General features: G+C 60.4%; 17 protein-coding genes and 2 tRNA genes. 5 read left to right on the top strand and 14 right to left on the bottom strand.

The genetic code is table 11. The features are described 5' to 3' along the window. Nucleotides 1-133 precede the first annotated feature (133 nt). On the bottom strand, nucleotides 134-580 hold the full coding sequence (gene azu, locus HU722_RS03640; protein WP_065874345.1) for an azurin: 447 nt from the start codon (nucleotides 578-580) through the stop codon (nucleotides 134-136). 332 nt (nucleotides 581-912) lie between these two features. On the opposite strand from azu, the gene HU722_RS03635 reads away from it, so the two are divergent. Continuing rightward, entirely contained in the window at nucleotides 913-1,095 is a 183-nt protein-coding gene (locus HU722_RS03635; RefSeq protein ID WP_065874346.1) for a hypothetical protein, read from the top strand. A 46-nt stretch (nucleotides 1,096-1,141) separates the two neighbouring features. On the opposite strand, the gene HU722_RS03630 is transcribed toward HU722_RS03635, so the two are convergent. From HU722_RS03630 to rnr, 13 genes are all read right to left on the bottom strand, one after another. Continuing rightward, the gene (locus tag HU722_RS03630; protein ID WP_065874347.1) at nucleotides 1,142-2,032 is read right to left on the bottom strand and encodes a transglutaminase family protein; all 891 of its coding nucleotides are present in this window, start codon (nucleotides 2,030-2,032) and stop codon (nucleotides 1,142-1,144) included. Further along, complete coding sequence (locus HU722_RS03625) at nucleotides 2,032-4,518, bottom strand: circularly permuted type 2 ATP-grasp protein (protein ID WP_065874348.1); 2,487 nt, start codon at nucleotides 4,516-4,518, stop codon at nucleotides 2,032-2,034. The genes HU722_RS03630 and HU722_RS03625 overlap by 1 nt, the downstream gene beginning before the upstream one ends. 161 nt (nucleotides 4,519-4,679) lie before the next feature. Then, the gene (locus HU722_RS03620; protein WP_065874349.1) at nucleotides 4,680-7,970 is read right to left on the bottom strand and encodes a transglutaminase family protein; all 3,291 of its coding nucleotides are present in this window, start codon (nucleotides 7,968-7,970) and stop codon (nucleotides 4,680-4,682) included. 187 nt (nucleotides 7,971-8,157) lie between these two features. Beyond that, nucleotides 8,158-8,607 (bottom strand): hypothetical protein, encoded by a 450-nt coding sequence (locus HU722_RS03615; RefSeq protein ID WP_065874350.1) that lies wholly within the window; start codon nucleotides 8,605-8,607, stop codon nucleotides 8,158-8,160. Continuing rightward, on the bottom strand, nucleotides 8,604-9,536 hold the full coding sequence (gene ssp4 / locus HU722_RS03610) for an Ssp4 family T6SS effector (RefSeq protein WP_065874351.1): 933 nt from the start codon (nucleotides 9,534-9,536) through the stop codon (nucleotides 8,604-8,606). Before ssp4 ends, HU722_RS03615 begins: the two co-directional genes overlap by 4 nt. Nucleotides 9,537-9,746: 210 nt before the next feature. Further along, nucleotides 9,747-12,047, bottom strand: coding sequence for a YgiQ family radical SAM protein (locus HU722_RS03605; RefSeq protein WP_065874352.1), 2,301 nt, complete (start codon nucleotides 12,045-12,047; stop codon nucleotides 9,747-9,749). Nucleotides 12,048-12,144: 97 nt separating this feature from the next. Continuing rightward, nucleotides 12,145-13,539 (bottom strand): replicative DNA helicase, encoded by a 1,395-nt coding sequence (gene dnaB, locus HU722_RS03600; protein WP_003217484.1) that lies wholly within the window; start codon nucleotides 13,537-13,539, stop codon nucleotides 12,145-12,147. A gap of 109 nt (nucleotides 13,540-13,648) precedes the next feature. Continuing rightward, complete coding sequence (gene rplI / locus HU722_RS03595) at nucleotides 13,649-14,095, bottom strand: 50S ribosomal protein L9 (protein WP_003171376.1); 447 nt, start codon at nucleotides 14,093-14,095, stop codon at nucleotides 13,649-13,651. 18 nt (nucleotides 14,096-14,113) lie between these two features. Then, nucleotides 14,114-15,007, bottom strand: a complete 894-nt coding sequence (locus HU722_RS03590) for a YybS family protein (protein ID WP_065889095.1) — start codon at nucleotides 15,005-15,007, stop codon at nucleotides 14,114-14,116. 36 nt (nucleotides 15,008-15,043) lie between these two features. Then, entirely contained in the window at nucleotides 15,044-15,274 is a 231-nt protein-coding gene (gene rpsR / locus HU722_RS03585; protein ID WP_002551829.1) for a 30S ribosomal protein S18, read from the bottom strand. Nucleotides 15,275-15,302: 28 nt separating this feature from the next. Continuing rightward, nucleotides 15,303-15,725, bottom strand: a complete 423-nt coding sequence (gene rpsF / locus HU722_RS03580) for a 30S ribosomal protein S6 (protein ID WP_003236224.1) — start codon at nucleotides 15,723-15,725, stop codon at nucleotides 15,303-15,305. A 321-nt stretch (nucleotides 15,726-16,046) separates the two neighbouring features. Beyond that, nucleotides 16,047-16,808, bottom strand: a complete 762-nt coding sequence (gene rlmB / locus HU722_RS03575) for a 23S rRNA (guanosine(2251)-2'-O)-methyltransferase RlmB (protein ID WP_065889097.1) — start codon at nucleotides 16,806-16,808, stop codon at nucleotides 16,047-16,049. After that, a complete protein-coding gene (gene rnr / locus HU722_RS03570) occupies nucleotides 16,805-19,441 on the bottom strand; it encodes a ribonuclease R (RefSeq protein WP_065874355.1) in 2,637 nt (878 codons plus the stop codon). Before rnr ends, rlmB begins: the two co-directional genes overlap by 4 nt. A gap of 224 nt (nucleotides 19,442-19,665) precedes the next feature. Here rnr and HU722_RS03565 point away from each other — a divergent pair. The 4 genes from HU722_RS03565 (at nucleotide 19,666) to HU722_RS03550 (ending at nucleotide 22,741) form a co-directional block, all read left to right on the top strand. Next, nucleotides 19,666-19,752: transfer RNA gene (locus HU722_RS03565), tRNA-Leu, on the top strand. 153 nt (nucleotides 19,753-19,905) lie between these two features. After that, nucleotides 19,906-19,992: transfer RNA gene (locus HU722_RS03560), tRNA-Leu, on the top strand. Nucleotides 19,993-20,150: 158 nt separating this feature from the next. After that, on the top strand, nucleotides 20,151-21,176 hold the full coding sequence (locus HU722_RS03555) for an iron ABC transporter substrate-binding protein (RefSeq protein ID WP_065874356.1): 1,026 nt from the start codon (nucleotides 20,151-20,153) through the stop codon (nucleotides 21,174-21,176). Continuing rightward, nucleotides 21,176-22,741, top strand: coding sequence for an ABC transporter permease (locus HU722_RS03550; RefSeq protein ID WP_065874357.1), 1,566 nt, complete (start codon nucleotides 21,176-21,178; stop codon nucleotides 22,739-22,741). Before HU722_RS03555 ends, HU722_RS03550 begins: the two co-directional genes overlap by 1 nt. Nucleotides 22,742-22,815: the final 74 nt, after the last annotated feature.

Genomic DNA, 22,815 nt, shown 5'->3' with positions numbered 1-22,815 from the left:
GTTGACCGGGTTCCAGCATGAGAATGCGGTTGAATGTGGGAGCTGGCTTGACTGCGATGAACGATGACTCGGTTCAACTGACCGCCCACAAAAAAGCGCCCTTCGGGGCGCTTTTTTTTCGACCGGCGTCGGCTTACTTAACGGTCACAGTACCTTTCATCATCGAGATGTGGCCCGGGAACGAGCAGAAGAACGCGTAATCAGTACCGGCGGCCAGCTTCGACACGTCGAAGGTTACCGCGTCTTTCTCGCCAGCACCGATGATCTTGGTGTGGGCGATAATGCGATCGTCACCTGGCTTCAAGTAGTCTTTGTCGATGCCGGCGGCCATGCCGTCAGTGGCAACTGGCTGCATGTTGGCGGCACTGGTCAGCACCCAGTTGTGGCCCATGACGTTTTTCGGCAGGTTGCCGGAGTGAGTCAGCTCGACGGTGAAGGTCTTGCAGCTCTTGTCAATTTCGATGGCTTTGGTATTGAAGGACATCTGGTCAGTGGAGTCGACGGTGACCTTGCACTCTGCAGCAAGCAACTGGCCGCTCGCCAGAGTGAGCAGGGAAACAGCAACGAGTTTGGCAAACATGTGAATCTCCAAGGCAGGGTTTAAAAAAAGCGTATTGCGACAAGGGTGCCTCAAGCAGGCCGAAATTCTTATGATCTGAATCAACAGATTGTATACAACTTTAGGCTATCAGACCTATCAACACAATCTACCAGCCAAAGTACCGGCACCTGCCTATGATCGGCTCATTCCCCTTGGAGCCTACGCCATGCACCTCAACCAACTGTTCAACGGCCTGCTGGCTGCCTACGCCTGCGGTAAGTGAGGCCCAAGCGCGCTGCTAAGCTGCTACCATAGCGACCCAAGGCAGCTGCGCGCCGCCCACCCTCACCTTCGACCTTAGAGGATCGCCCATGGCCAAACCTAATTACTCCTTCGCCAAACGTCAGAGAGACTTGGCCAAGGAACAGAAGAAAGAGGAAAAACTGCAACGCAAGAAAGCCGCTGCTGACGAAGAAGCGGGCGCACTGAACCCGGATGCGGAAGGTGAAGTGGCAGTAGACGAAACGGAAACACCGAAAGATCCGGCTGAATAATTTCCTTTGTGCTGAGCCGGCCAGACCGGCTCGGCACAATCCACCTCTACTCCAGCGGCATCACCGTCACCCGAACCTCCGGGTCATGGCTCCCTCCCCCCAGAATCACCCCTCGCAACGGCGACACATCGGAAAAATCCCGGCCCCAGGCCAGGGTGATGTGCTCCAGAGCCGGCTGCACATTGTTTGTCGGATCAAAATCCACCCAACCTGATACCGGGCAATACACCGAGACCCACGCGTGGGACGCATCGGCGCCGATCAGCCGTGGCTGGCCGGGGGGTGGCTGGGTGAGCAGGTAGCCACTGATATAGCGCGCCGCCAGGCCCCGCGAGCGCAGGCACGCCAACATCAGGTGAGCAAAGTCCTGGCACACACCGCGCCGGCGCTCCAGCACTTCCACCAACGGCGTCGCGACCTGGGTGGCCTCGGCATCGAAGGTGAATTCGCTGAAGATCTTTTCCATCAGCGCCTGCACGCCCAGCAGCAACGGCTGACCAGGCGGGAAACAGCTTTCGGAGAACTCCACGAACGTTTGCTTCAAGTGCACGTAGGGCGATTCGAAGCGATAGCGGCAGGCTTCGATCAACTCAAGGGACATGGGATGGCAGCTGTAGGTCAGGCTGTCGCGGGTCTGGTCCCAGGCCGGCGATTGTTGGAAATCCAGCACCGGTCGCGCCAGCACTTCCACGGTCAGCCCGGCATTCACCAGCAATTCATCATGGGGACGTTCGAACGCAAGGCGGGTGATCGGGTTGCCGAACACATCCAGTTCATCGCGGCGCGACGTCGGCTCCGGGCTGATCTCCAGCTGCTGCGAGCTGCAACGCTGCCAGGCGCACGGCCGTGGCCACAGATGCGCCAACTGCTGGGCCAAGGACACCGGGCTGTCGTAGTGATAATGGGTATCGTGGAAAATCTGGTAGCGCGCACTCATCACACCGACACCGTTTGTTGGCTGACATCATCCACATGGGCAAAGTGGCGCAAGGCCAGGCGATCCGACACTTGGCCACTTTCATCGGCCACCGCTTGCAGCAGGTCGGCCAGGCCATCCAACGCGGCACGCACGCTGGATTCGCCAAACAGGGGGTTCTCCAGGCAGCCCAGGTCGAAACGCGACAGGCGCTCCACCAACGGCGCGAGACCTGTTTCCCGGGGTACACCGAAATCGTCGTTGAGACGTCGCAGGGTACGGCTGACCAGTTTGAGCTGGAACAACACCGCATGCGGGTTCTGCTCGTCCAGCAGCAACAGGTCGAGCACCGGGATCAACTGCGGCACCGCCAGGTAGCGCGAGCGATAGGTGATGCTGCTGTTGCCCAGCTCCAGCAACCACTCCAGCCCGGCCTGATCGAACACCGCCACGCCCCGCAAGAATGCGGCAAGGCTGCTGCTGAGAAATTGCAGACGCTCGATGCGCCGGCCCATCATCAAAAAACGCCAGCCTTCATCGCGGGTCATGTCGTCCAGGGCAAACCCGGACAGCGCCGCCAGGGACATCACCAGGCGGTTGAGGAAGTCCAGCAATTCACCAAAGTCCGGCGCCTCGCTTTCCAGCTCCAGGGCTTCGCGTTGCAGCTCTACCAGCGCCTGCCAGTTTTCCCGGGACAACTTGCCGCGCACCTGGGACGCCGCCCACTGCAAGCGTTGCAGGTTGGCGCGCAGGCTCGAGGGCCAGTCATCACCGAGCAAGGCCGCGAGCAGTCGTTCTGGCAATTCGCCCTCTTCCGGCAGCAGGCGCAGGTTTTCACCCAATTCCACCGCCGCCTGCAAGGCCAGCGCGTCATCGCCATCGACATACCGCGCCAGCACCACGCGCAACCAGCGCGCGCTGTCATCGCAGCGCTCGCAGTAACGACCAAACCAGAACAGATTTTCCACCACCCGCGACGGCAGATACGGATCGCGGCGCACCAGGTCATGGGCACCAATGGCGCGTTGCGCACGCCAGTGTTCGCTACCGGCCGCGCGTTCGCCGAGCACCCAGGTGTCTTTGCTGGCGCCTCCGCGTTGCATCGACACCACTTCGGCATCGGCCTCGGCGGCCACGCGGGTCAGGCCGCCGGGAAGCACGCGATAACCGTCGGCGCTGGCCACGGCATAAACACGCATGCCGATGGCGCGATGTTGCAGGTGGTCATCCACGGTGTGCCACACCGGCGCCTGGGACAGTTGCGCCAGTTCCTGGGCGACGTAGGCGTACGGCCGCGCGCGCATGCGTTCGGCCAGGGCTTGGCGCTCTTCGTCGTTCAGGTCACGGCCGAATACCGGCGCGAAACTTTGCGACGGGAAAGCCGGTTTTATCAGCAGCTCCGGCAACTTTTCCAGAGCTTCGGCCAGCACCGGCGCTTCACCGCACCACCACGTGGCAATGGACGGCAGGATCAGTGCTTCACCGAACAGAAATTCGTTGATCTTCGGCAGGAAGCCGAGCAAACCGGGCGACTCCAGCACACCGCTGCCCAACGCATTGGCCACCAACACATTGCCTTGGCGCACCGCATCGAGCAGACCGGGGACGCCAAGGGCTGAGTCGGTGCGCAGCTCCAGTGGGTCGCAGAAGTCGTCGTCGAGACGACGCATGATTGCGTGCACCCGGCGCAGGCCGCTGAGGGTTTTCAGGAACACCGTGCTGTCACGCACGGTGAGGTCGCCGCCTTCCACCAGCGGGTAGCCGAGTTGGCGGGCGAGGTAGAGGTGTTCAAAGTAACTTTCGTTGAATCGGCCCGGCGTGAGCAGAACGATCAGAGGCTGTTGATCATCCCCGGGCGCCTGTCGGACCAAGGTTTCCTGGAGCGTACGGAAGAACCCCGTGAGGTGCTGCACTTGCAGATCACGGTACAGGTCCGGGAACGCGCGGGACACGATGGTGCGGTTCTCCAGCGCGTAGCCCGCACCCGACGGCGCCTGTGTGCGGTCGGCGGTGACCCACCAGCGGCCATCCGGGGTGCGCGCCAGGTCCACGGCGTACAGGTGCAGAAACGCGCCGTCCGGCGGTTGAATGCCTTGGCACGGCCACAGGAAGTTGTTGTGCCCAAACACCAGCTCGGCCGGCAGCAAGCCTTCCTTGATCAGGCGCTGCGGGCCATAAAGGTCGGCCAGCACGGCATTGAGCAGCCGTGCACGCTGGGCAATACCGGCCGACAGGTGCTGCCACTCATCGGCTGCGAGCACGTGGGGCAACAGGTCAAGCTCCCATGGGCGGTCGGCGCCCTTGGGGTCGGCGTAGACGTTATAGGTCACGCCGTTTTCCTGGATCTGCCGGGTCAGCAGCGCCTGGCGTTGGGCCAGTTGCGCGGGTGTGCTGCGTTGCAGGTGGTCGAGCAGGCGCTGCCAATGCGCACGCACCGCGCCGCCGTCGTCCAGCAGTTCGTGATAGGTGCCCGCGGTCAGCGGGTAACGGTCGAGCAAATCGGACATGGAACGCTCGGCAGAGGCAAGGGGGCCACAGTTTAATTCAAATTCACTACGATCTAATGTGGGAGCTGGCTTGCCTGCGATGGCGGTGGTTCAGTCGACAGTGTTGGTGACTGATAAATCGCTATCGCAGGCAAGCCAGCTCCCACATTCTGGACCGGCGTTTAGTCATTTTTATTGGGGAAACGCCGCAAGTCCAAGGTCATCGGCAACTCATCGTTGATGACGACTGCCGGCACCGGAAGCGTCCCAGGGCTATGCCCCAACCGGAAAAACCTCGCCATGCGCCGGCTTTCCGCTTCATTGGCATTCACCGGCAAGCTGTCGTAATTGCGCCCGCCCGGATGGGCGACATGGTACTGGCAGCCGCCCAGCGAGCGTTGCATCCAGGTATCCAGCAAATCGAACACCAACGGCGCATGCACCGCGATGGTCGGTTGCAGGCAGTTGGCCGGCTGCCAGGCGCGATAACGCACGCCGGCCACAAACTCGCCGACTCGCCCGGTGGGTTGCAAGGGCACCGGAATGCCGTTGCAGGTCAGCAGGTAGCGTTGCGGCGGCAGCCCGGTCACTTTCACCTGAAGGCGCTCAAGGGACGAATCGACATAACGCACCGTGCCGCCCACGGCGCCCTCCTCGCCCAGCACATGCCAGGGTTCCAGGGCCTGGCGCAGCTCCAGTTCGATACCACTGACGGCATAGTCGCCGACTTTGGGGAAACGGAACCCCAGATGCGCGGCAAACCATTCGGCGCGTAGCGGGTAACCGGCGGCGTTGAGTTCGACGATCACGTCGGCAAAGTCTTGCTCGATGAAGTGCGGCAACAGGAAACGGTCGTGCAGCTCGGTGCCCCAGCGCGCCAGTTTCGGCGGCGCATAGGGTTCGCGCCAGAAACGTGCGACCAAGGCGCGCAGCAGCAATTGTTGGGTCAGGCTCATGCGCGCATGGGGCGGCATCTCAAATGCACGCAATTCCAGCAGGCCCAGGCGGCCGGTGGCGCCATCCGGCGAGTAGAGTTTATCGATGCAGAACTCGGCGCGGTGGGTGTTGCCCGTCACATCGATCAGCAGGTTGCGCAGCAGGCGGTCCACCAACCAGGGCGGGCACTCTTCGCCGGGCTCCGGCATTTGCGCGAAAGCGATTTCCAGTTCGTACAGCGCGTCGTTGCGCGCCTCGTCCACCCGTGGCGCCTGGGAGGTCGGGCCTATAAACAGCCCGGAAAACAGGTAGGACAAGGAGGGATGGTTATGCCAATAGCTGATCAGACTGCGCAGCAGGTCGGGCCGGCGCAGGAAGGGTGAGTCCTTGGGCGTGGCGCCACCGAGCACAAAGTGGTTACCCCCACCGGTGCCGGTGTGGCGCCCGTCGATCATGAATTTCTCGGTGGTGAGCCGGGTTTGCCGCGCCTCTTCGTAGAGGAATTCGGTGCGTTCCACCAGCTCATCCCAGGTGGCGGATGGCTGCACGTTGACCTCAATCACACCTGGGTCCGGCGTGACGCGGAAGTTGCTCAGGCGTGTATCAGCCGGCGGCTCGTAGCCTTCCAGTAATACCGGGCAATGCAGTTCTTCGGCGGTAGCTTCGATGGCAGCCACCAGTTCCAGATAGTCTTCGACGCGCTCAAGCGGCGGCATAAACAGATACAGCCGACCTTCCCGTGCCTCGGCACAGAGCGCCGTGCGCGTCAGCCAGTCCGCAGACTCGTCGACCTTTGGCACACGCTCATCGCTGGGTGCGGGTTCGCCGTGGCTTTGCAGTTGGGTGGTGGTCGGCAGCTCCGGCTGATCCTGGTTGGGGTCAGTGGGATGCACAAACGGATATTCCGCCGCCGTGACCCAAGGCTGCGAGGCCAAAGGCAGGCGATAGCCCAGCGGCGAATCCCCTGGCACCAGGCGGCAATGGTTATCGCGCAGGTACCAACGACCACTCTGCCAACGGTCATTCGCTGCCGTACGCGCCAGCGGCAGCACTTGGCCGATGACTTTATCCAGGCCCTGGCTGAACACTTTGCGTAGGCGTTCGCGCTCCAGGTCGTCGCTCAGGCGCGGGTCTTGGGCGGTGACGTTTTGCGGCAGCGCGCCTTCGCGCCACAGGTAGTAGAAATTGTCTTCGAAGGCCGGGAACACAAAACGCGCCGGCAGCTTCAGACGCTCGGCGACACTGGCCAGGAAGCGCCCAGCCATGACGCCGTCCGCGCCGTAATCCTCCTGCTCATCGGCAATCAGCGCGCTGTTGTGCCAGATCGGCACGCCGTCACGGCGCCAGTAGCAATTGAGCGACCAACGCGGCAGTTGTTCGCCGGGGTACCACTTACCCTGCCCGAAGTGCACCAGGCCCTTGGGCGCGTAGTGTTTGCGCATACGCTGAAACAGCTCGGCGGACAGGCGACGCTTGTCCGGCCCGAGCGCGGCGGTGTTCCACTCGGCGCCGTCGGGGTCGTCGATGGAGACGAAGGTCGGCTCGCCGCCCATGGTCAGGCGTACATCGTCCTTGAGCAGGTCGCCATCGATCTGCCGGCCCAGGGCCTGGATCGCCAGCCATTGTTCTTCGGTGTAGGGCTTGGTGACGCGCGGCGCCTCCCAAATCCGCTCCACCGACATCTCGTGGGTGAATTCGCACTCACACGGTTCCACCAACCCACTGATCGGCGCCGCTGAAGATGGATCGGGACTACAGGCCAACGGTATGTGGCCTTCACCAGCAAACAGCCCGGAAGTGGCATCCAGGCCGATCCAGCCAGCGCCGGGCAGATACACTTCGCACCAGGCGTGCAGGTCGGTGAAGTCCACTTCGGTACCGGACGGGCCATCGAGCGCTTTGACGTCAGCAGTCAGCTGGATCAAATAACCGGACACAAACCGCGCCGCCAAGCCGAGGTTGCGCAGTAGTTGCACCAGCAGCCAGGCCGAATCGCGACAGGAGCCAGAGGCGTTCTCCAGGGTGAACTCCGGGGTCTGAACGCCCGGCTCCATGCGGATCAGGTAACCGATATCGGCGGCCAGGCGCTGGTTGAGGGCGACCAGAAAATCCACGGCAGGCAGCGGCGTGCGGTCGATGCCGGCCAGGTAAGCGGCAAACCTTGGCGTCAGCGGCAAGGTTTCCAGGTACGGCGCCAGCTCGCGCTGCTCATCGGCGGCGTAGCTGAAGGGGATTTTTTCGGCGTAGGGCTCAAGGAAAAAGTCGAACGGGTTGAACACCGCCATCTCGGCGACCAGGTCGACCTCGATGCGCAGCTCATTGGTCTTTTCCGGAAACACCAGCCGCGCCAGGTAATTGCCCTGGGGGTCTTGCTGCCAGTTGATGAAATGCTGCTCGGGCAGCACTTTCAGCGCGTAGGACAAGATCCGCGTGCGGCTGTGGGCCGCCGGGCGTAGACGCACAATCTGCGGGCCGAGTTCGACCGCGCGGTCGTAGCGGTAATGCGTAACGTGGTGCAACGCGACATGAATCGACACGGCGGCCTCCTGCGAGCCAGGGCATGGAAACAAAGCGCGCAAGACTTATGCCAGAGCGGCCGTCATTGCGCTTTATCGTGGGACCCGGTGCAGTACAGCACCAAAACGGCGCCAACGGTGGTGTCGTGGTGCAGGCGCCGCACATATTTGTGGCGTTAATGTGAGGATGGGTGGCGAATCTACCCAATCACCGGGTTTTGCGCTTTGCGATTACGGCTTGGCGCAGGTGGCGTATCTCGGACAGTTTTTTGCGCATTTCGCGGTGGCGTTTGCTATTGAGCAGCAGTAACCCCAACAGCGGAAAGAGGACAGCCGAGCCATAGACCAGCTTGTTGAGATCGTATTGAATCATTGGCAGTACGAACAACAGACAAGCGCCCAAGTAAGCCGCCACCAGCCGCGTAGCCCAGGGATAGCCGCGTGCGATCATGACGTTGCCAAAGACCAGCACCGCCACTAGCGCCAGTATCGCGCCTACTGAATAGTTGGCCTTGAGCGCGGGATCAAGACCGCGCAAATAGGTCACGCCAGCCATGGAGACCGAGGCTGAGCCGGAGAAGATCGCCATGAAAATCGTCCCCATGAACACGGGGAAATAGCGGGCGAGGAAACTGCCCATCTCGGGGAAGCCGTTCATTCCGTCAAGTCCTCGTACAGGCCAATGGCAATGGTCTCGGCAGTGCCTACGTGACCCGTTCTATAGCTGCCCCAGATACCCAAGAGCCCGCCCAAGGCATCCTTGAGTTGGGTCAAAGTGGCATGACGGATCTCCGTGGAACTGTAGCTCTTTGTCAGCTTGCCGGCGCGCTGCTGCAATTTGAGTAGCTTGGGCGTCAGGCTTGGGTCCCTGAGGCTAAGCAGTTCCTTGGTCAACTTCTTGCGTTCCTGACGGCTCAGGCCCTTGAGCAGTTCGTACCAACTCTTGCCCAATGCTGCGGCCTTGTTGGCCTTGAGCAGCCTGACGGTGGTCAACGCACCCGTGCCGATGCCCACCAAAGAGGCCGCGTCAAGGATAGGTGAAACGGCGCCGTACCATTCGGCGTCGTCCATACGGTCATTGGCATCAGGATCAAGCACTTCGTTATACGTACGCGCCACGCCAAACCCACATTGCGCGCTGCTGGCCAGCGCCGCCGTGATACCAATGCCGACCACAAATGCACTGGCACCTGCCGTGAACGGTACCGCAACACTGCCGCTGAACACCACGATCCAGCCGATTACCGCCGCACCACAGGAAAGACCCATATCAAACGCCTCTTTTTGAAGGCGTCCTTCCCGAGGATCGGTCTTTACTTGTTCCACAAACTGCGCAGGCGAAATGTACTTCTGCGCCTCGCGCAAAATAATGCGCTTGGGCCTGATGCTGCAGATGGGCCTGAACTCGCGCAGGGTGATCACGTTGAAATCGGCATCGATATACACGACACCTGCGCCGACAATGCCGGGGTCAGCGTCAATGGCCGCAAACAGGCGCGGCAGGTTGATCTGGCTCTCGATGCGCTGGCGCGCCATGAATTGGGAGCGGTTGGAGTCCATGCCGATGCCGGCCAGGGGGTTGCCCATGGGGGTGTTCTTCCTTGAAATAGGTGGTGGCTGAGCCGACGCCTTCGCGAGCAAGCCCGCTCCCACACTTGAGTATTCGCAAATCAAAATGTGGGAGCGGGCTTGCCCGCGAAGGCGATTTAATGGTCGCCACCTTAACAAACAGGCTCGCCACCGAATAGAAAGCAAAACGCCAGCACGAGGCTGGCGTTTTGCATTTTCAGGCTACGATCAACGCGGCACGACTGGCTTGCGCGCAGGCTTCTTGCCTTTGCCCTTGGCCGCGTCGGTGCGCTCTTTAGCCGCCTGTTTGTTGCGTGCCATGGCCGCAGCCTTGGCTTGTTCACGCTTGTCCCACGGGTTGCTGCCGTCGCTGCCGCGCGGTGGCAAGCCGGTGTGCTGGGTGAGGATCTTGGTGGTTTCCTTGGCGACCTTGTGGCTGCCGGCCGGCGTCGAGTTTTTGCGACGCGCGCTCTGGTAGCTGTCGGTAGACGGCTGGTGCAGCGGGATCAGTTGCTCCTTGCCCGGCCCGATCAGGTCGGCACGGCCCATGCGGGTCAGCGCTTCACGCAGCATCGGCCAGCCTTTCGGGTCGTGGTAGCGCAGGAACGCCTTGTGCAGGCGGCGCTGCTCTTCGCTCTTGACGATGGTCACCGCGTCGCTTTTGTAGGTGACCTTGCGCAGCGGGTTCTTGCCCGAGTGGTACATCGCGGTGGCGGTGGCCATCGGCGACGGGTAGAACGCCTGCACCTGGTCGGCGCGGAAGTCATTGCGCTTGAGCCACAGGGCCAGGTTCATCATGTCTTCATCGGTGGTGCCGGGGTGGGCGGCGATGAAGTACGGGATCAGGTACTGCTCCTTGCCCGCTTCCTTGGTGTACTTCTCGAACATGCGCTTGAACTTGTCATAGCTGCCAATGCCCGGCTTCATCATCTGGTTGAGCGGACCTTCCTCGGTGTGTTCCGGGGCGATCTTGAGGTAGCCACCGACGTGGTGGGTGACCAGCTCTTTGACGTACTCCGGCGACTCGACGGCGAGGTCGTAGCGCAGGCCGGAGGCGATCAGGATCTTCTTCACACCCGGCAACGCACGGGCGCTGCGGTACAGCTGGATCAACGATGAATGGTCAGTGTTCAAGTTCGGGCAGATGCCAGGGAACACGCACGACGGCTTGCGGCACGCGGATTCGATTTCCGGGCTCTTGCAGGCGATGCGGTACATGTTCGCGGTCGGGCCGCCGAGGTCGGAGATCACCCCGGTGAAGCCCGGGACCTTGTCGCGGATCTCTTCGATCTCGCGAATGATCGACTCTTCGGAACGGTTCTGGATGATGCGGCCTTCGTGCTCGGTGATCGAGCAGAAGGTGCAGCCGCCAAAGCAACCACGCATGATGTTCACCGAGAAGCGGATCATGTCGTAGGCCGGAATCTTTTCCTTGCCGTACACCGGGTGCGGGACACGGGCGTAAGGCATGCCAAACACGTAGTCCATTTCTTCGGTGGTCATGGGAATGGGCGGCGGGTTGAACCACACGTCCACTTCACCGTGCTTCTGCACCAGGGCGCGGGCGTTGCCTGGGTTGGTTTCCAGGTGCAGCACGCGGTTGGCGTGGGCGTAGAGCACCGCGTCGCCACGGACTTTTTCCACCGACGGCAGGCGGATTACGGTTTTGTCGCGGGTCATGCGCGGGCTGGCCAGGATCTGCACGACCTTGGCTTCGTCCGGATCATCAACCGGACCTTTTTCCTGCTCAATGGCGCAAGCCTGGGTGTCCTGAGTGTTCACGTACGGGTTGATGATCTTATCGATCTTGCCCGGACGGTCGATACGCGTGGAGTCCACTTCGTACCAGCCTGCCGGCGTGTCACGGCGAATGAACGCGGTGCCGCGCACGTCAGTGATGTCTTCGATCTTGTGGCCCCACGACAGGCGCTGGGCAACTTCGACAATTGCGCGCTCGGCGTTGCCGTACAACAGGATGTCCGCGGTGGCGTCGATCAGGATCGAGTTACGCACGCGGTCCTGCCAGTAGTCGTAGTGGGCGATGCGGCGCAGGGAGGCTTCGATGCCACCGAGCACGATCGGCACGTTCTTGTAGGCTTCCTTGCAACGCTGGCTGTACACCAGGCTGGCGCGGTCCGGGCGTTTGCCGGCCATGCCGCCTGGGGTGTAGGCGTCGTCGGAGCGGATTTTCTTGTCGGCGGTGTAGCGGTTGATCATCGAGTCCATGTTGCCGGCCGCGACGCCGAAGAACAGGTTCGGCTCGCCGAGCTTCATGAAGTCGTCTTTGGACTGCCAGTTCGGCTGCGCAATGATCCCGACACGGAAGCCCTGGGACTCCAGCAGCCGGCCGATGATCGCCATGCCGAACGACGGATGGTCGACGTAGGCATCACCGGTGACGATGATGATGTCGCAGGAATCCCAGCCAAGCTGATCCATCTCCTCCCTGCTCATTGGCAGGAATGGCGCAGGACCGAAACATTCGGCCCAGTACTTGGGATAGTCAAATAACGGCTTGGCTGTTTGCATGACGGTGACCGGTGTTGAGATGAAAAATCGCGGGCGCGGAATATAGCACAAAATTTGACCAATTCCGACCTTTGCAGTCGGAATTGGAGGCGCTCATTTACTCGTCTTCGAAGTTGTAACTGCCTGGCGCAAGGTTTTCGAACCGAGTGTATTTACCGATAAACGCCAGGCGCGTGGTGCCGATCGGGCCGTTACGCTGCTTGCCGATGATGATTTCGGCGATGCCCTTGTGCTCGGTTTCCGGGTGATACACCTCGTCGCGGTACACGAACATGATCACGTCAGCATCCTGCTCGATCGCTCCGGATTCCCGCAAGTCAGAGTTGATCGGGCGCTTGTTGGGCCGTTGCTCCAGGGAGCGGTTGAGCTGCGACAGCGCCACCACTGGGCAGTTGAACTCCTTGGCCAGGGCTTTCAACGAGCGAGAAATCTCGGAAATCTCGTTGGTTCGGCTGTCACCGCTGGAGCCGGGGATCTGCATCAACTGCAGGTAGTCGATCATGATCAGGGCGATGTCGCCGTGCTCGCGCACCAAGCGCCGAGTGCGCGCGCGCATTTCCGAAGGGCTGATACCGGCGGTGTCATCGATGAACAGCTTACGGTCGTTGAGCAGGTTGACGGCCGAGGTCAGTCGCGGCCAGTCATCGTCTTCCAGGCGACCGGCACGCACTTTGGTCTGGTCGATGCGGCCCAGGGATGAAAGCATCCGCATGATCAGCGATTCACCTGGCATCTCCAGGGAGTAAACCAGTACCGCCTTGTCACTGCGCAGAACGGCGTTTTCCACCAGGTTCATCGCAAAGGTGGTTTTACCCATGGACGGACGGCCCGCGACGATGATCAAGTCAGCCGGTTGCAAGCCACTGGTCATGCCGTCCAGGTCGGTGTAGCCGGTGGACAGGCCGGTGATCGCGTTGTCGGTGTTGAACAGGGTATCGATACGGTCGATGGCTTTGGTCAACAGGTCGTTGACGCTGACCGGGCCGCCGGTTTTCGGCCGCGCTTCGGCGATCTGGAAGATCTGCCGCTCGGCTTCGTCGAGGATCTCCTCGGCTGTACGCCCTTCCGGGTTGAAGGCACTGTCAGCGATTTCAGTGGCAATGCCGATCAATTGACGCAACGTTGCCCGCGCGCGGACGATCTGCGCATAGGCCTTGATGTTGGCGACCGACGGGGTGTTTTTTGCGAGCTCACCAAGGTAGCCGAGACCGCCCACTTGCGAGGTCTGGCCTTCCTTGTCCAATTGTTCGGCAAGGGTCACGACGTCGATGGGGGAGTTCTGATCGGCCAGCTTAGCGATGGCGCGGAAGATCAGGCGGTGGTCATGGCGATAGAAGTCACCGTCCGAGACTTGATCCAGCACGCGCTCCCAGGCGTTGTTGTCCAGCATCAAACCACCGAGCACGGCCTGTTCGGCCTCGATGGAGTGCGGCGGCACCTTCAGGGCAGCGGTTTGCAGATCGTATTGCTCGGGAGCTGAAATATCGTTCATGGCCACTTGGAATTAGGGGTATGTAAAAAACAAAAGGCACGACCTGTAAACAGGATCGTGCCCGATGTTAACCGGCTGTCACGCAAGGTGCCAGCCAGTTGGGTCTTGCTTAAGCTGCTACCACGACAACGCGTACGGTGGCTTCAACTTCGGCGTGCAGGTGCACGGCTACGTCGAATTCGCCTACGTTGCGGATGGTGCCGTTCGGCAGACGAACTTCGCTCTTCTGCACTTCAACGCCGGAGGCGGTCAGTGCATCAGCGATGTCGTGGGTGCCGATCGAACCGAACAGCTTGCCTTCGTCACCGGCGGTGGCAGTGATAGTCACTTCCAGCTCAGCCAGTTGGGCAGCGCGAGTTTCGGCCGAAGCTTTTTTGTCTGCTGCTGCTTTTTCCAGCTCAGCACGACGCTCTTCAAACGCAGCCAGGTTGGCAGCGGTTGCAGCGGTGGCTTTGCCGTATGGCAGCAGGTAGTTACGACCGTAGCCGGCCTTAACGTTCACTTTGTCGCCCAGGTTGCCCAGGTTGGCGACTTTTTCCAGAAGGATCAGTTGCATGTGAAAATCCTCTAACTTTTAACCTTCACCGTTCGCGTTATCGGCGTCTTTCGGCGCCAGACGACCGCGAAAATCAATCAGGCCGTCGACAATGGCCAGAACCACGAGTAACGGATAGATCAGCTGCATGAACAGCAACATCGTTACGTACAACCCCACCAGCCAAAACTTGGCCAGACGCTTCTGCGCGACCAGCCCGTGAATCAGGGCCAGTCCGGCGAACATCAGCGGTACGCTGCAAAACAGCACCATCAAGGCCATCTGCGAACCAAGGTTCGGTCCGATAACCATGAGTGCAAGCAGCAACATCGCCGGGCCCACGGGAATTCTGATACTGCGAAACTCGCGACCAAAACCACCCGGGTTGTACAACAACGCCTGCCAATATCGCCCAAGCATCAGGCTCAACAAGCTGACGATCTGCATCATTACCGCCATCAGGCCGATCAGGGCCGGTGCAATCAGTGTTGCCAGTCGCGCTCGCTCATCTACCGACAGCTGCTGGTAGAGTTCCCCGAGGGCCATCGGCAGGATCTTGACGATCTCTTGCGACAGCGCCTCGATTTGCGGGCGGAAAGCCGCGTCAATCAACACCGAAAACACCAATCCCAATGCCACGCTGACCAGCAGCGTGCGGACCCAGGACTCACTTGCGCGCAAAACCAACGCAAGGCTCGACGACCCCAGCAGTACCAGAAGTACCTTGGGTTCGCCCAGTTGCAGCCACCAGATCAAGGCGGCCAACACTCCCAGGGCCAGGACGCCAACGGCGCCCTGCAAACCGCGCCGCAGGAGCACAAGGCATCCAGCGGCAGCACCCAACCAATACAACAACGGCAATGCTGCACATCCAGCCACTACCAGAGTGGCCTGCACACGACCGCGCATGATGAACTCAGCTAAGGCGCGCATGCATTCAATCCCTTACTACTTGTCGACTGCCCGGTCTCAGCGGCCGTGGCTGTCGGTGTAGGCCAGCAGGGCCAGGAAGCGGGCGCGCTTGATAGCGGTGGCCAGCTGACGCTGATAACGTGCTTTGGTACCGGTGATACGGCTTGGAACGATTTTGCCGGTCTCGGATACGTAGGCTTTCAGAGTGTTGAGATCTTTGTAATCGATCTCTTTCACGTCTTCAGCGGTGAAGCGGCAGAATTTACGACGACGGAAGAAACGTGCCATTTGATAGGCTCCTTAAAAGGTCCGTGGATTACTCGTCAGCGTTATCGCTGTTGTCGCTGTCATCACTATCAGCGCTATCAGCGCCTTCGTGCTCAGGACGGTCGCGACGCTCACGGCGCTCACTGCGGTTTTCTTCAGCCTTGAGCATCTCGGATTGGCCGGTAACGGCTTCTTCGCGACGGATGACCAGGTTACGGATCACTGCATCGTTGTAGCGGAAGTTGTCTTCCAGCTCGGCCAGGGCCTTGCCAGTGCACTCAACGTTCAGCATCACGTAGTGAGCCTTGTGAACATTGTTGATTGCGTAGGCCAGTTGACGACGGCCCCAATCTTCCAGACGGTGGATTTTGCCGCCGTCTTCTTCGATCAGCTTGGTGTAACGCTCTACCATGCCGCCGACTTGCTCGCTTTGATCCGGGTGGACCAAAAAGATGATTTCGTAATGACGCATGAATGCTCCTTACGGGTTGTAGCCTGCCGCTCAAAAACGGTCAGACAAGGAGTGAATGACACTTATGGATCTTGCCAAAGGGAGGCACATCGGTGCCCGCCAGGAAGGCAAGGGGCGCAATTGTAGAGAAGGGGGAGGAAGGGCGCAAGGTGATTGGTGATTATTTGAACAATCCTCCAACCACCACACAGCAAATGGGGGAGCGGGCTTGTGTGGGAGTCGGGCTTGCCCGCGATGCAGGCACCTCGGTGTATCAGTGATACCGAAGTGATGCTATCGCAGGCAAGCCAGCTCCCACATTTTGAACTGCGCCAAGCCGGATTACTTCTTGGGCTTGGTCTTAGCCTTGGCGCCACGCTGGCGCTGGGCTTCAAACAGGCACACGCCGGTCGCGACCGAAACGTTCAGACTGCTGACACTGCCAGCCATCGGCAAATGCACCAGGTAATCGCAGTGCTCGCGGGTCAGGCGACGCATGCCCTTACCTTCGGCGCCCATGATCAAAATGGTCGGGCCGGTGAGGTCTTGGTCATAAATGCTGACCTCAGCCTCGCCTGCCGTACCCACGATCCACAGGCCACGCTGCTGGAGTTTCTCCAGGGTGCGCGCCAGGTTGGTCACAGCCACCAGCGGAATCACTTCCGCCGCGCCGCAGGCCACTTTACGCACGACTGGCGTCAGGGTGGCCGACTTGTCTTTAGGCACAATCACTGCCAGCGCGCCGGCAGCATCCGCCGAACGCAGGCAAGCGCCGAGGTTATGCGGGTCGGTCACGCCGTCCAGCACCAGCAACAGCGGGGCACCTTCGGTACGGTCAAGCAGCTCGTCGAGCATGGCTTCGCCCCAGACCTGGCTCGGACTGACGTCTGCAACCACGCCTTGGTGAACACCCTCAACCCACACGTCCATTTCACGACGCTCAGCCTGACCGATAGCCACCTTGTTTTGGGTGGCCAGCTCGACCAGCGCTTGCACGCGTGGCTCGCTGCGACCTTCTGCCAGCCACACTTGCTTGACGCGCTTAGGATGGTGACGCAGCAGTGCTTCTACGGCGTGCACGCCGTAGATTTTTTCCAGACTCATGACTTGGCCTTAGGTTTGCGCGATCCACCGCTTTTCGCGGGGGCCGAACCCGCTTTGGGCGGGCCTTTACGGTGTTTACTTGGCTTGCTCGACGGGTTTTCGTCCCCGCGAGACTTTCCCCCAGACGCCGCTTTACCACCGCTTTTGGCTTCGTTGAGCAACTGCTGCTTCAACTCGCGGCTCTTGCGCAATTCGGCGTTTTTCGCCGCTGCGTCGCTTGGGCGGTAGGCCTCAGGAGCCTTTTCCTTGCTAGACGAGCGACGACCCGCCTTGGCTGACGCAGGCTCGGCGGCTACCGCTTTCGCGGAAGTGCCTCTGCCCTTGCTGGCTGGCGCAGCAGGCTCGCTGCCACGTTTTTTACGGCTGCCCGGCGCCTCGGCAGGCTTTTCGGGCATACCGAAGTCGATCTTGCGCTCGTCGAGGTCGACGCGCATGACCTGCACTTCAACCGTATCACCCAAGCGGAAGCTACGACCGGTGCGCTCGCCCGCCAGGCGGTGATGCACAGGGTCAAAGTGGTAGTAGTCACCCGGCAAGGCGGTGACATGCACCAGACCCTCGACGTAGATATCGGTCAGCTCAACGAACAGACCAAAGCCAGTCACCGCAGTGATCACACCCGGGAACGACTCGCCCACGCGATCCTTCATGAACTCGCACTTGAGCCAGTTCACTACGTCACGGGTGGCTTCGTCGGCACGGCGCTCGCTCATGGAGCATTGCTCGCCCAACTGTTCCAACGCAGCTTCGTCGTACGGATAGATCCGCGCCTTCGGAATGGTCATCGCACCGGCACGCTTGACGTGCGGGGTGTTTTGCTTGGAATGGATCACGCTACGGATCGCACGGTGCGTGAGCAGGTCCGGGTAACGGCGAATGGGTGAAGTGAAGTGGGTATAGGCTTCGTAATTCAGACCGAAGTGGCCTTGGTTATCAGCGCTGTACACCGCTTGGCTCAGGGAACGCAGCATCACGGTCTGGATCACGTGGTAATCCGGACGGTCCTTGATGCTCGCGAGCAGCGCCTGGTAATCCTTCGGCGATGGGCCATCTTTGCCTTTGTGCAGGGACAGGCCCAGCTCACCGAGGAACGCACGCAACTTCTCCAGACGCTCCGGCGGCGGACCGTCGTGCACGCGGTAGAGCGCAGGGATTTCGTGCTTTTTCAGGAATTCAGCAGTGGCCACGTTGGCCGCCAGCATGCATTCCTCGATCAGCTTGTGAGCATCGTTACGCGTGGTCGGGGTGATCGCGGCGATCTTGCGCTCGGAACCGAAGACAATTCGGGTTTCCTGGGTTTCAAAATCGATCGCGCCACGTACGTGACGGGCACCCAGCAGCACCTTGTACAGTGCATAGAGCTGCTTGAGGTGCGGAACCACACCGGCGTATTCGGTACGCAGGGCCTTGGCTTCGCTGGTTTTCGGCGTTTCCAGGATGGTGCTGACCTTGTTGTAGGTCAGGCGCGCCTGGGAGTGGATCACCGCCTCATAGAATTGGTAGTCGGTCATTTCGCCGGTTTTCGAGATAGTCATCTCGCACACCATGGCCAAACGGTCGACTTTCGGGTTCAGGGAGCACAGGCCGTTGGACAGCTGCTCAGGCAGCATCGGGATCACGCGCTCAGGGAAGTACACCGAGTTGCCGCGCACCTGGGCTTCGTTGTCCAGGGCCGAACCGATCTTCACGTAGCTGGACACATCGGCAATGGCGACAAACAGCTTCCAGCCGCCGGAGAACAGGCGCAGCTTGCCAGGCTTGGCTTCGCAGTAAACCGCATCGTCGAAGTCGCGGGCATCTTCGCCGTCGATGGTGACGAACGGCAGATGACGCAGGTCGATGCGTTTTTCTTTGTCTTTTTCTTCAACTACCGGCTTGAGCTTGGCGGCTTCTTTCAGCACCGCGTCAGGCCAAACGTGAGGAATATCGTAGGTGCGCAGCGCAACGTCGATTTCCATGCCCGGCGCCATGTAGTTGCCGACCACTTCAACGATATCGCCCTGTGGCTGGAAGCGCGGGGTTGGCCAGTGGGTGATTTTCACCTCGACGAACTGACCGACCTTGGCGGCGCCATTGCGGCCCGGGGTAATCAGCACTTCCTGCTGGACCTTCGGGTTATCCGGCACAACAAAGCCGATACCGCCTTCTTCGAAGTAACGGCCGACAATGGACTCGTGGGCGCGGGACACCACTTCAACGATCACACCTTCGCGGCGACCACGACGGTCCAGGCCGGAAACGCGGGCCAGGGCACGGTCGCCATCGAACACCAGGCGCATTTGCGCCGGGCTCATGAACAGGTCGTCGCTGCCGTCGTCCGGAATCAGGAAGCCGAAACCGTCACGATGGCCGGCAATGCGGCCCAGTATCAGGTCGAGCTTATCCACAGGCGCGTAGGTGCCACGGCGGGTGTAGATCAGTTGAGCGTCGCGCTCCATGGCACGCAAACGGCGGCGCAGGGCTTCGAGCTGGTCTTCGGTGGTCAGACCGAACTCTTCAACCAGTTGCTCACGGCTAGCAGGCGAACCCCGATCGGCGAGATGCGCCAGGATCAGTTCACGGCTAGGAATAGGGTTTTCATATTTTTCCGCTTCACGAGCGGCCTCGGGATCGAGGGACTGCCAATCGGCCATTAGAGAGTTTTCACCTTGTCTATATACGGGTTAGTTTGGCATACGCGTATTGAAACGGGAAATTTCAGGCACGAACAAGCCGTTAAAAGCACTTTACAGCTTCCGAAATACAGCTTGCACGCCCGTCGGTGCTATTTTCCAGTTTTTTTTGATAGCGGGGGTTTACAGTGCAAATCCCACTCCGTATAGTGCGCGCCATCGACGACGGCAACGTTGTTGATGCTGCCCAGGTGGTGAAATTGGTAGACACGCCAGCTTCAGGTGCTGGTGATCGCAAGGTCGTGGAAGTTCGAGTCTTCTCCTGGGCACCAAATTCAGATCAAACCCGCGAAAGCGGGTTTTTTCGTTTCAGGTCTTTGATTTTTAAAGCAAAACTCGATTTATTTTTTCGAATCAGGGGTTTACAGATCAAAAACCCCGCCGTATAGTTCGCCCCATCGACAGCGGCAACGTTGCTTGATAATGCCCAGGTGGTGAAATTGGTAGACACGCCAGCTTCAGGTGCTGGTGATCGCAAGGTCGTGGAAGTTCGAGTCTTCTCCTGGGCACCAAATTCAGATCAAACCCGCGAAAGCGGGTTTTTTCGTTTCTGGGGTTTGAAAACAATCGCGTGGAAACTTCCCCAGCGATTTCCCCCTCGTCCGCACTTGAGAAGTTTTATCGTTTATCCTTGTAAGTATTTGTTGCATACAAGTGAGGAACAACCCGGATGATGATCCGCGATACCCATCTCAAGACATCCCTTCTGCGTGGCCTGACCATCACTCTGCTCGGCCTGACCCTGCTCTCCCCAACCGCCTATTCCGCCGACAAGGTCTCCCTGACCCTGTACAACGGCCAGCACAAAGAAGTCGGCGATGAACTCGCCAAGGCCTTCGAAGCCAAGACCGGCATTCACGTCAACGTGCGCAAAGGCAGCAGCAACCAGCTGGCCAGCCAGGTCGTCGAAGAGGGGGACCGCTCCCCTGCCGACGTGATCTACACCGAAGAATCGCCACCACTGAACAAACTCGGCGAACAAGGCCTGCTGGCCAAGATCGACGCCAGCACCCTCGACGTATTGCCCAAGGATTATGTCGGCGCCAATGGCGACTGGATGGGCGTAACCGCACGCACCCGCGTCGTGGCCTTTAACCCGAAACTGATTGCTGAAAAAGACCTGCCTAAATCGGTATTGGATTTCGCCGGTCCCGAGTGGCAAGGCAAGGTTGGCTTTGTGCCCACCAGTGGCGCATTTCAGGAACAGGCCGTGGCGATCATCAAGCTGCACGGCCGCGAAGCCGCCGAAGAATGGCTGACCGGCCTGCGCGCCTTCGGCAAGGTGTACAGCAATAACATGGTCGCCCTCAAAGCCGTGGAGAACGGCGAAGTGGCCACGGTGCTGGTGAACAACTACTACTGGTTCGCGCTGAAGAAAGAAAAAACCAACCTGGACTCCCAACTGCACTACTTCACCAATGGTGATGCCGGCGGCCTGATCACCGTGTCTTCGGCTGCAGCGCTGAAATCCAGCAAGCACCCCAAGGAAGCGCAGCAACTGCTGGCGTTCATGGCCAGTGAAGAAGGCCAACGCGTGATCACCAACACCTCGGCCGAGTACCCGCTGCACAAAGGCATGGAATCCAACCGTGGCCTCAAGCCTTTCAGCGAGCTGCAACCGCCGAAAGTCACCCCTGCCGACTTGGGCAACGCCGAAGAAGCCCTGGACCTGGAACGTGACGTTGGCTTGAACTGATGAACCCATCGCTATCCGCCCCTGCCTCGCGCAGGGGTTTCAGCCCAAGGCGCAAGCGCCCTTCGATCTGGCTGTTACTGCCCGTGCTGTTGCTGGTTGGCCTGAGCCTGCTGCCGCTGGCGTATGTCGGGCTCAAGGCCTGGCAGGCCGGCTGGGCGGAAGCGGTGCACCTGCTGTGGCGGCCCTATGTGTTCGGACTGCTGCGCAACACCCTGGCGCTGATGGTCGGCGTGACGCTGGCATGCGGCGTGATCGGCCTGTCCCTGGCCTGGTTGCTGGAGCGCAGCAACCTGCCAGGGCGACGCATCTGGGGCGTGATCTTGTGCCTGCCGTTTGCGGTGCCGGCATTTGTCAGCAGCTTTACCTGGGTCTCGCTGAGCGCCAACTTCGAAGGGCTCGGCGGCGCGATCCTGGTGATGAGCTTGTCGAAATACCCGCTAGTGTTTTTGCCAGTGGCGGCGACGCTGCGCAACCTTGACCCCTCACTGGAAGAGTCGGCTCGCACCCTGGGACTGAATCGCTGGGAAGTGTTCTTTCGCGTCACATTGCCTTTGCTGTGGCCATCGCTGCTGGCTGGGGCACTGTTGATCGCGCTGCACATGCTGGTGGAATTCGGCGCGCTGTCGATCATCGGGCTGCAGACCTTTACCACCGCGATCTACCAACAATTCGAACTGGAATTCAGCAATGCCAACGCCGCGATGCTCTCGGCGGTGCTGCTGGTGATGTGCCTGACGCTGTTGTGGCTGGAGTTGCGCGTGCGCGGCAAGGGCCGACATGTACGTATCGGCCAGGGCGCGGCGCGGCATGCCGAGCAAGTTCGACTCGGTAAGTGGGCACCGCTGGGCCAGGCGTATTGCCTGGTACTGGCGATCATCGGTAGCGGCATTCCGCTGGGGATGCTTGGGTATTGGTTGGCAGTGGGTTCTTCCGCCGCATTCCCGGTGGCTGAGATCAGTGAAGCGCTGCTGTCTTCATTGGCACTTTCTCTCGGCGGAGCGACGCTATGCTTGGTGCTGGCGGTGCCAGTGGGCCTGCTAGTGGTGCGCTACAAAGGCCAACTGGCGATCTGGGCCGAGCGCCTGCCTTATCTGCTGCACGCCCTGCCCGGCCTGGTGATTGCGTTGACGCTGGTGTATTTCGCCCTGCATTACGTGCCGGCGCTGTACCAGACATCAGCACTGTTGTTGATCGCTTATGCGCTGTTGTTTTTGCCGCTGGCTCAGGCGCCGATTCGTACAGCGCTGAACAAGGCTGCACCGCAGCTGGAAGAGGCTGCGCGTACGCTGGGGGCGTCGTCGTTCAGTGCGTTTTGCCGGGTGACGTTGCCGATTATTTTCCCGGCACTGGGTGCAGCGTTTGCGCTGGTGTTTCTGGATGCGATGAAGGAGTTGACGGCGACGTTGCTGCTCAGCCCGACAGGGTTGAATACATTGGCGACGGCGGTGTGGGCGCATACTTCGAATGTTGAGTTTGCGGCGGCGGCGCCCTATGCGGCGCTGTTGATTCTGGTGTCGGGGTTGCCGGTGTATCTGTTAACGACTCGGATGTATTTGAGCCGCTGAGACCGCTATCGCGGGCAAGCCGACTCCCACATTTGAATGGGTTCACAATTCAAAGTGTGGGAGCTGGCCTGCCT

It is taken from the genome of Pseudomonas tritici, from assembly GCF_014268275.3.
GTDB classification, from domain to species: domain Bacteria; phylum Pseudomonadota; class Gammaproteobacteria; order Pseudomonadales; family Pseudomonadaceae; genus Aquipseudomonas; species Aquipseudomonas tritici.
Note: the sequence above shows the minus strand (reverse complement) of the source record. Positions and strands in the feature narration are given on the sequence as shown.

Excerpts from the sequence above, each read along its gene's own strand:
- rplI (WP_003171376.1), bottom strand. The coding sequence starts at position 14,095 with ATGCAACTGATCCTTCTGGAAAAAGTCGCCAACCTGGGCAACCTGGGC.
- HU722_RS03630 (WP_065874347.1), bottom strand. The coding sequence starts at position 2,032 with ATGAGTGCGCGCTACCAGATTTTCCACGATACCCATTATCACTACGAC.
- azu (WP_065874345.1), bottom strand. The coding sequence starts at position 580 with ATGTTTGCCAAACTCGTTGCTGTTTCCCTGCTCACTCTGGCGAGCGGC.
- HU722_RS03605 (WP_065874352.1), bottom strand. The coding sequence starts at position 12,047 with ATGCAAACAGCCAAGCCGTTATTTGACTATCCCAAGTACTGGGCCGAA.
- ssp4 (WP_065874351.1), bottom strand. The coding sequence starts at position 9,536 with ATGGGCAACCCCCTGGCCGGCATCGGCATGGACTCCAACCGCTCCCAA.
- rlmB (WP_065889097.1), bottom strand. The coding sequence starts at position 16,808 with ATGAGTCTGGAAAAAATCTACGGCGTGCACGCCGTAGAAGCACTGCTG.
- rpsR (WP_002551829.1), bottom strand. The coding sequence starts at position 15,274 with ATGGCACGTTTCTTCCGTCGTCGTAAATTCTGCCGCTTCACCGCTGAA.
- rnr (WP_065874355.1), bottom strand. The coding sequence starts at position 19,441 with ATGGCCGATTGGCAGTCCCTCGATCCCGAGGCCGCTCGTGAAGCGGAA.
- HU722_RS03590 (WP_065889095.1), bottom strand. The coding sequence starts at position 15,007 with ATGCGCGCCTTAGCTGAGTTCATCATGCGCGGTCGTGTGCAGGCCACT.
- HU722_RS03550 (WP_065874357.1), top strand. The coding sequence starts at position 21,176 with ATGAACCCATCGCTATCCGCCCCTGCCTCGCGCAGGGGTTTCAGCCCA.
- rpsF (WP_003236224.1), bottom strand. The coding sequence starts at position 15,725 with ATGCGTCATTACGAAATCATCTTTTTGGTCCACCCGGATCAAAGCGAG.
- HU722_RS03555 (WP_065874356.1), top strand. The coding sequence starts at position 20,151 with ATGATGATCCGCGATACCCATCTCAAGACATCCCTTCTGCGTGGCCTG.
- HU722_RS03635 (WP_065874346.1), top strand. The coding sequence starts at position 913 with ATGGCCAAACCTAATTACTCCTTCGCCAAACGTCAGAGAGACTTGGCC.
- HU722_RS03625 (WP_065874348.1), bottom strand. The coding sequence starts at position 4,518 with ATGTCCGATTTGCTCGACCGTTACCCGCTGACCGCGGGCACCTATCAC.
- dnaB (WP_003217484.1), bottom strand. The coding sequence starts at position 13,539 with ATGAACGATATTTCAGCTCCCGAGCAATACGATCTGCAAACCGCTGCC.
- HU722_RS03615 (WP_065874350.1), bottom strand. The coding sequence starts at position 8,607 with ATGAACGGCTTCCCCGAGATGGGCAGTTTCCTCGCCCGCTATTTCCCC.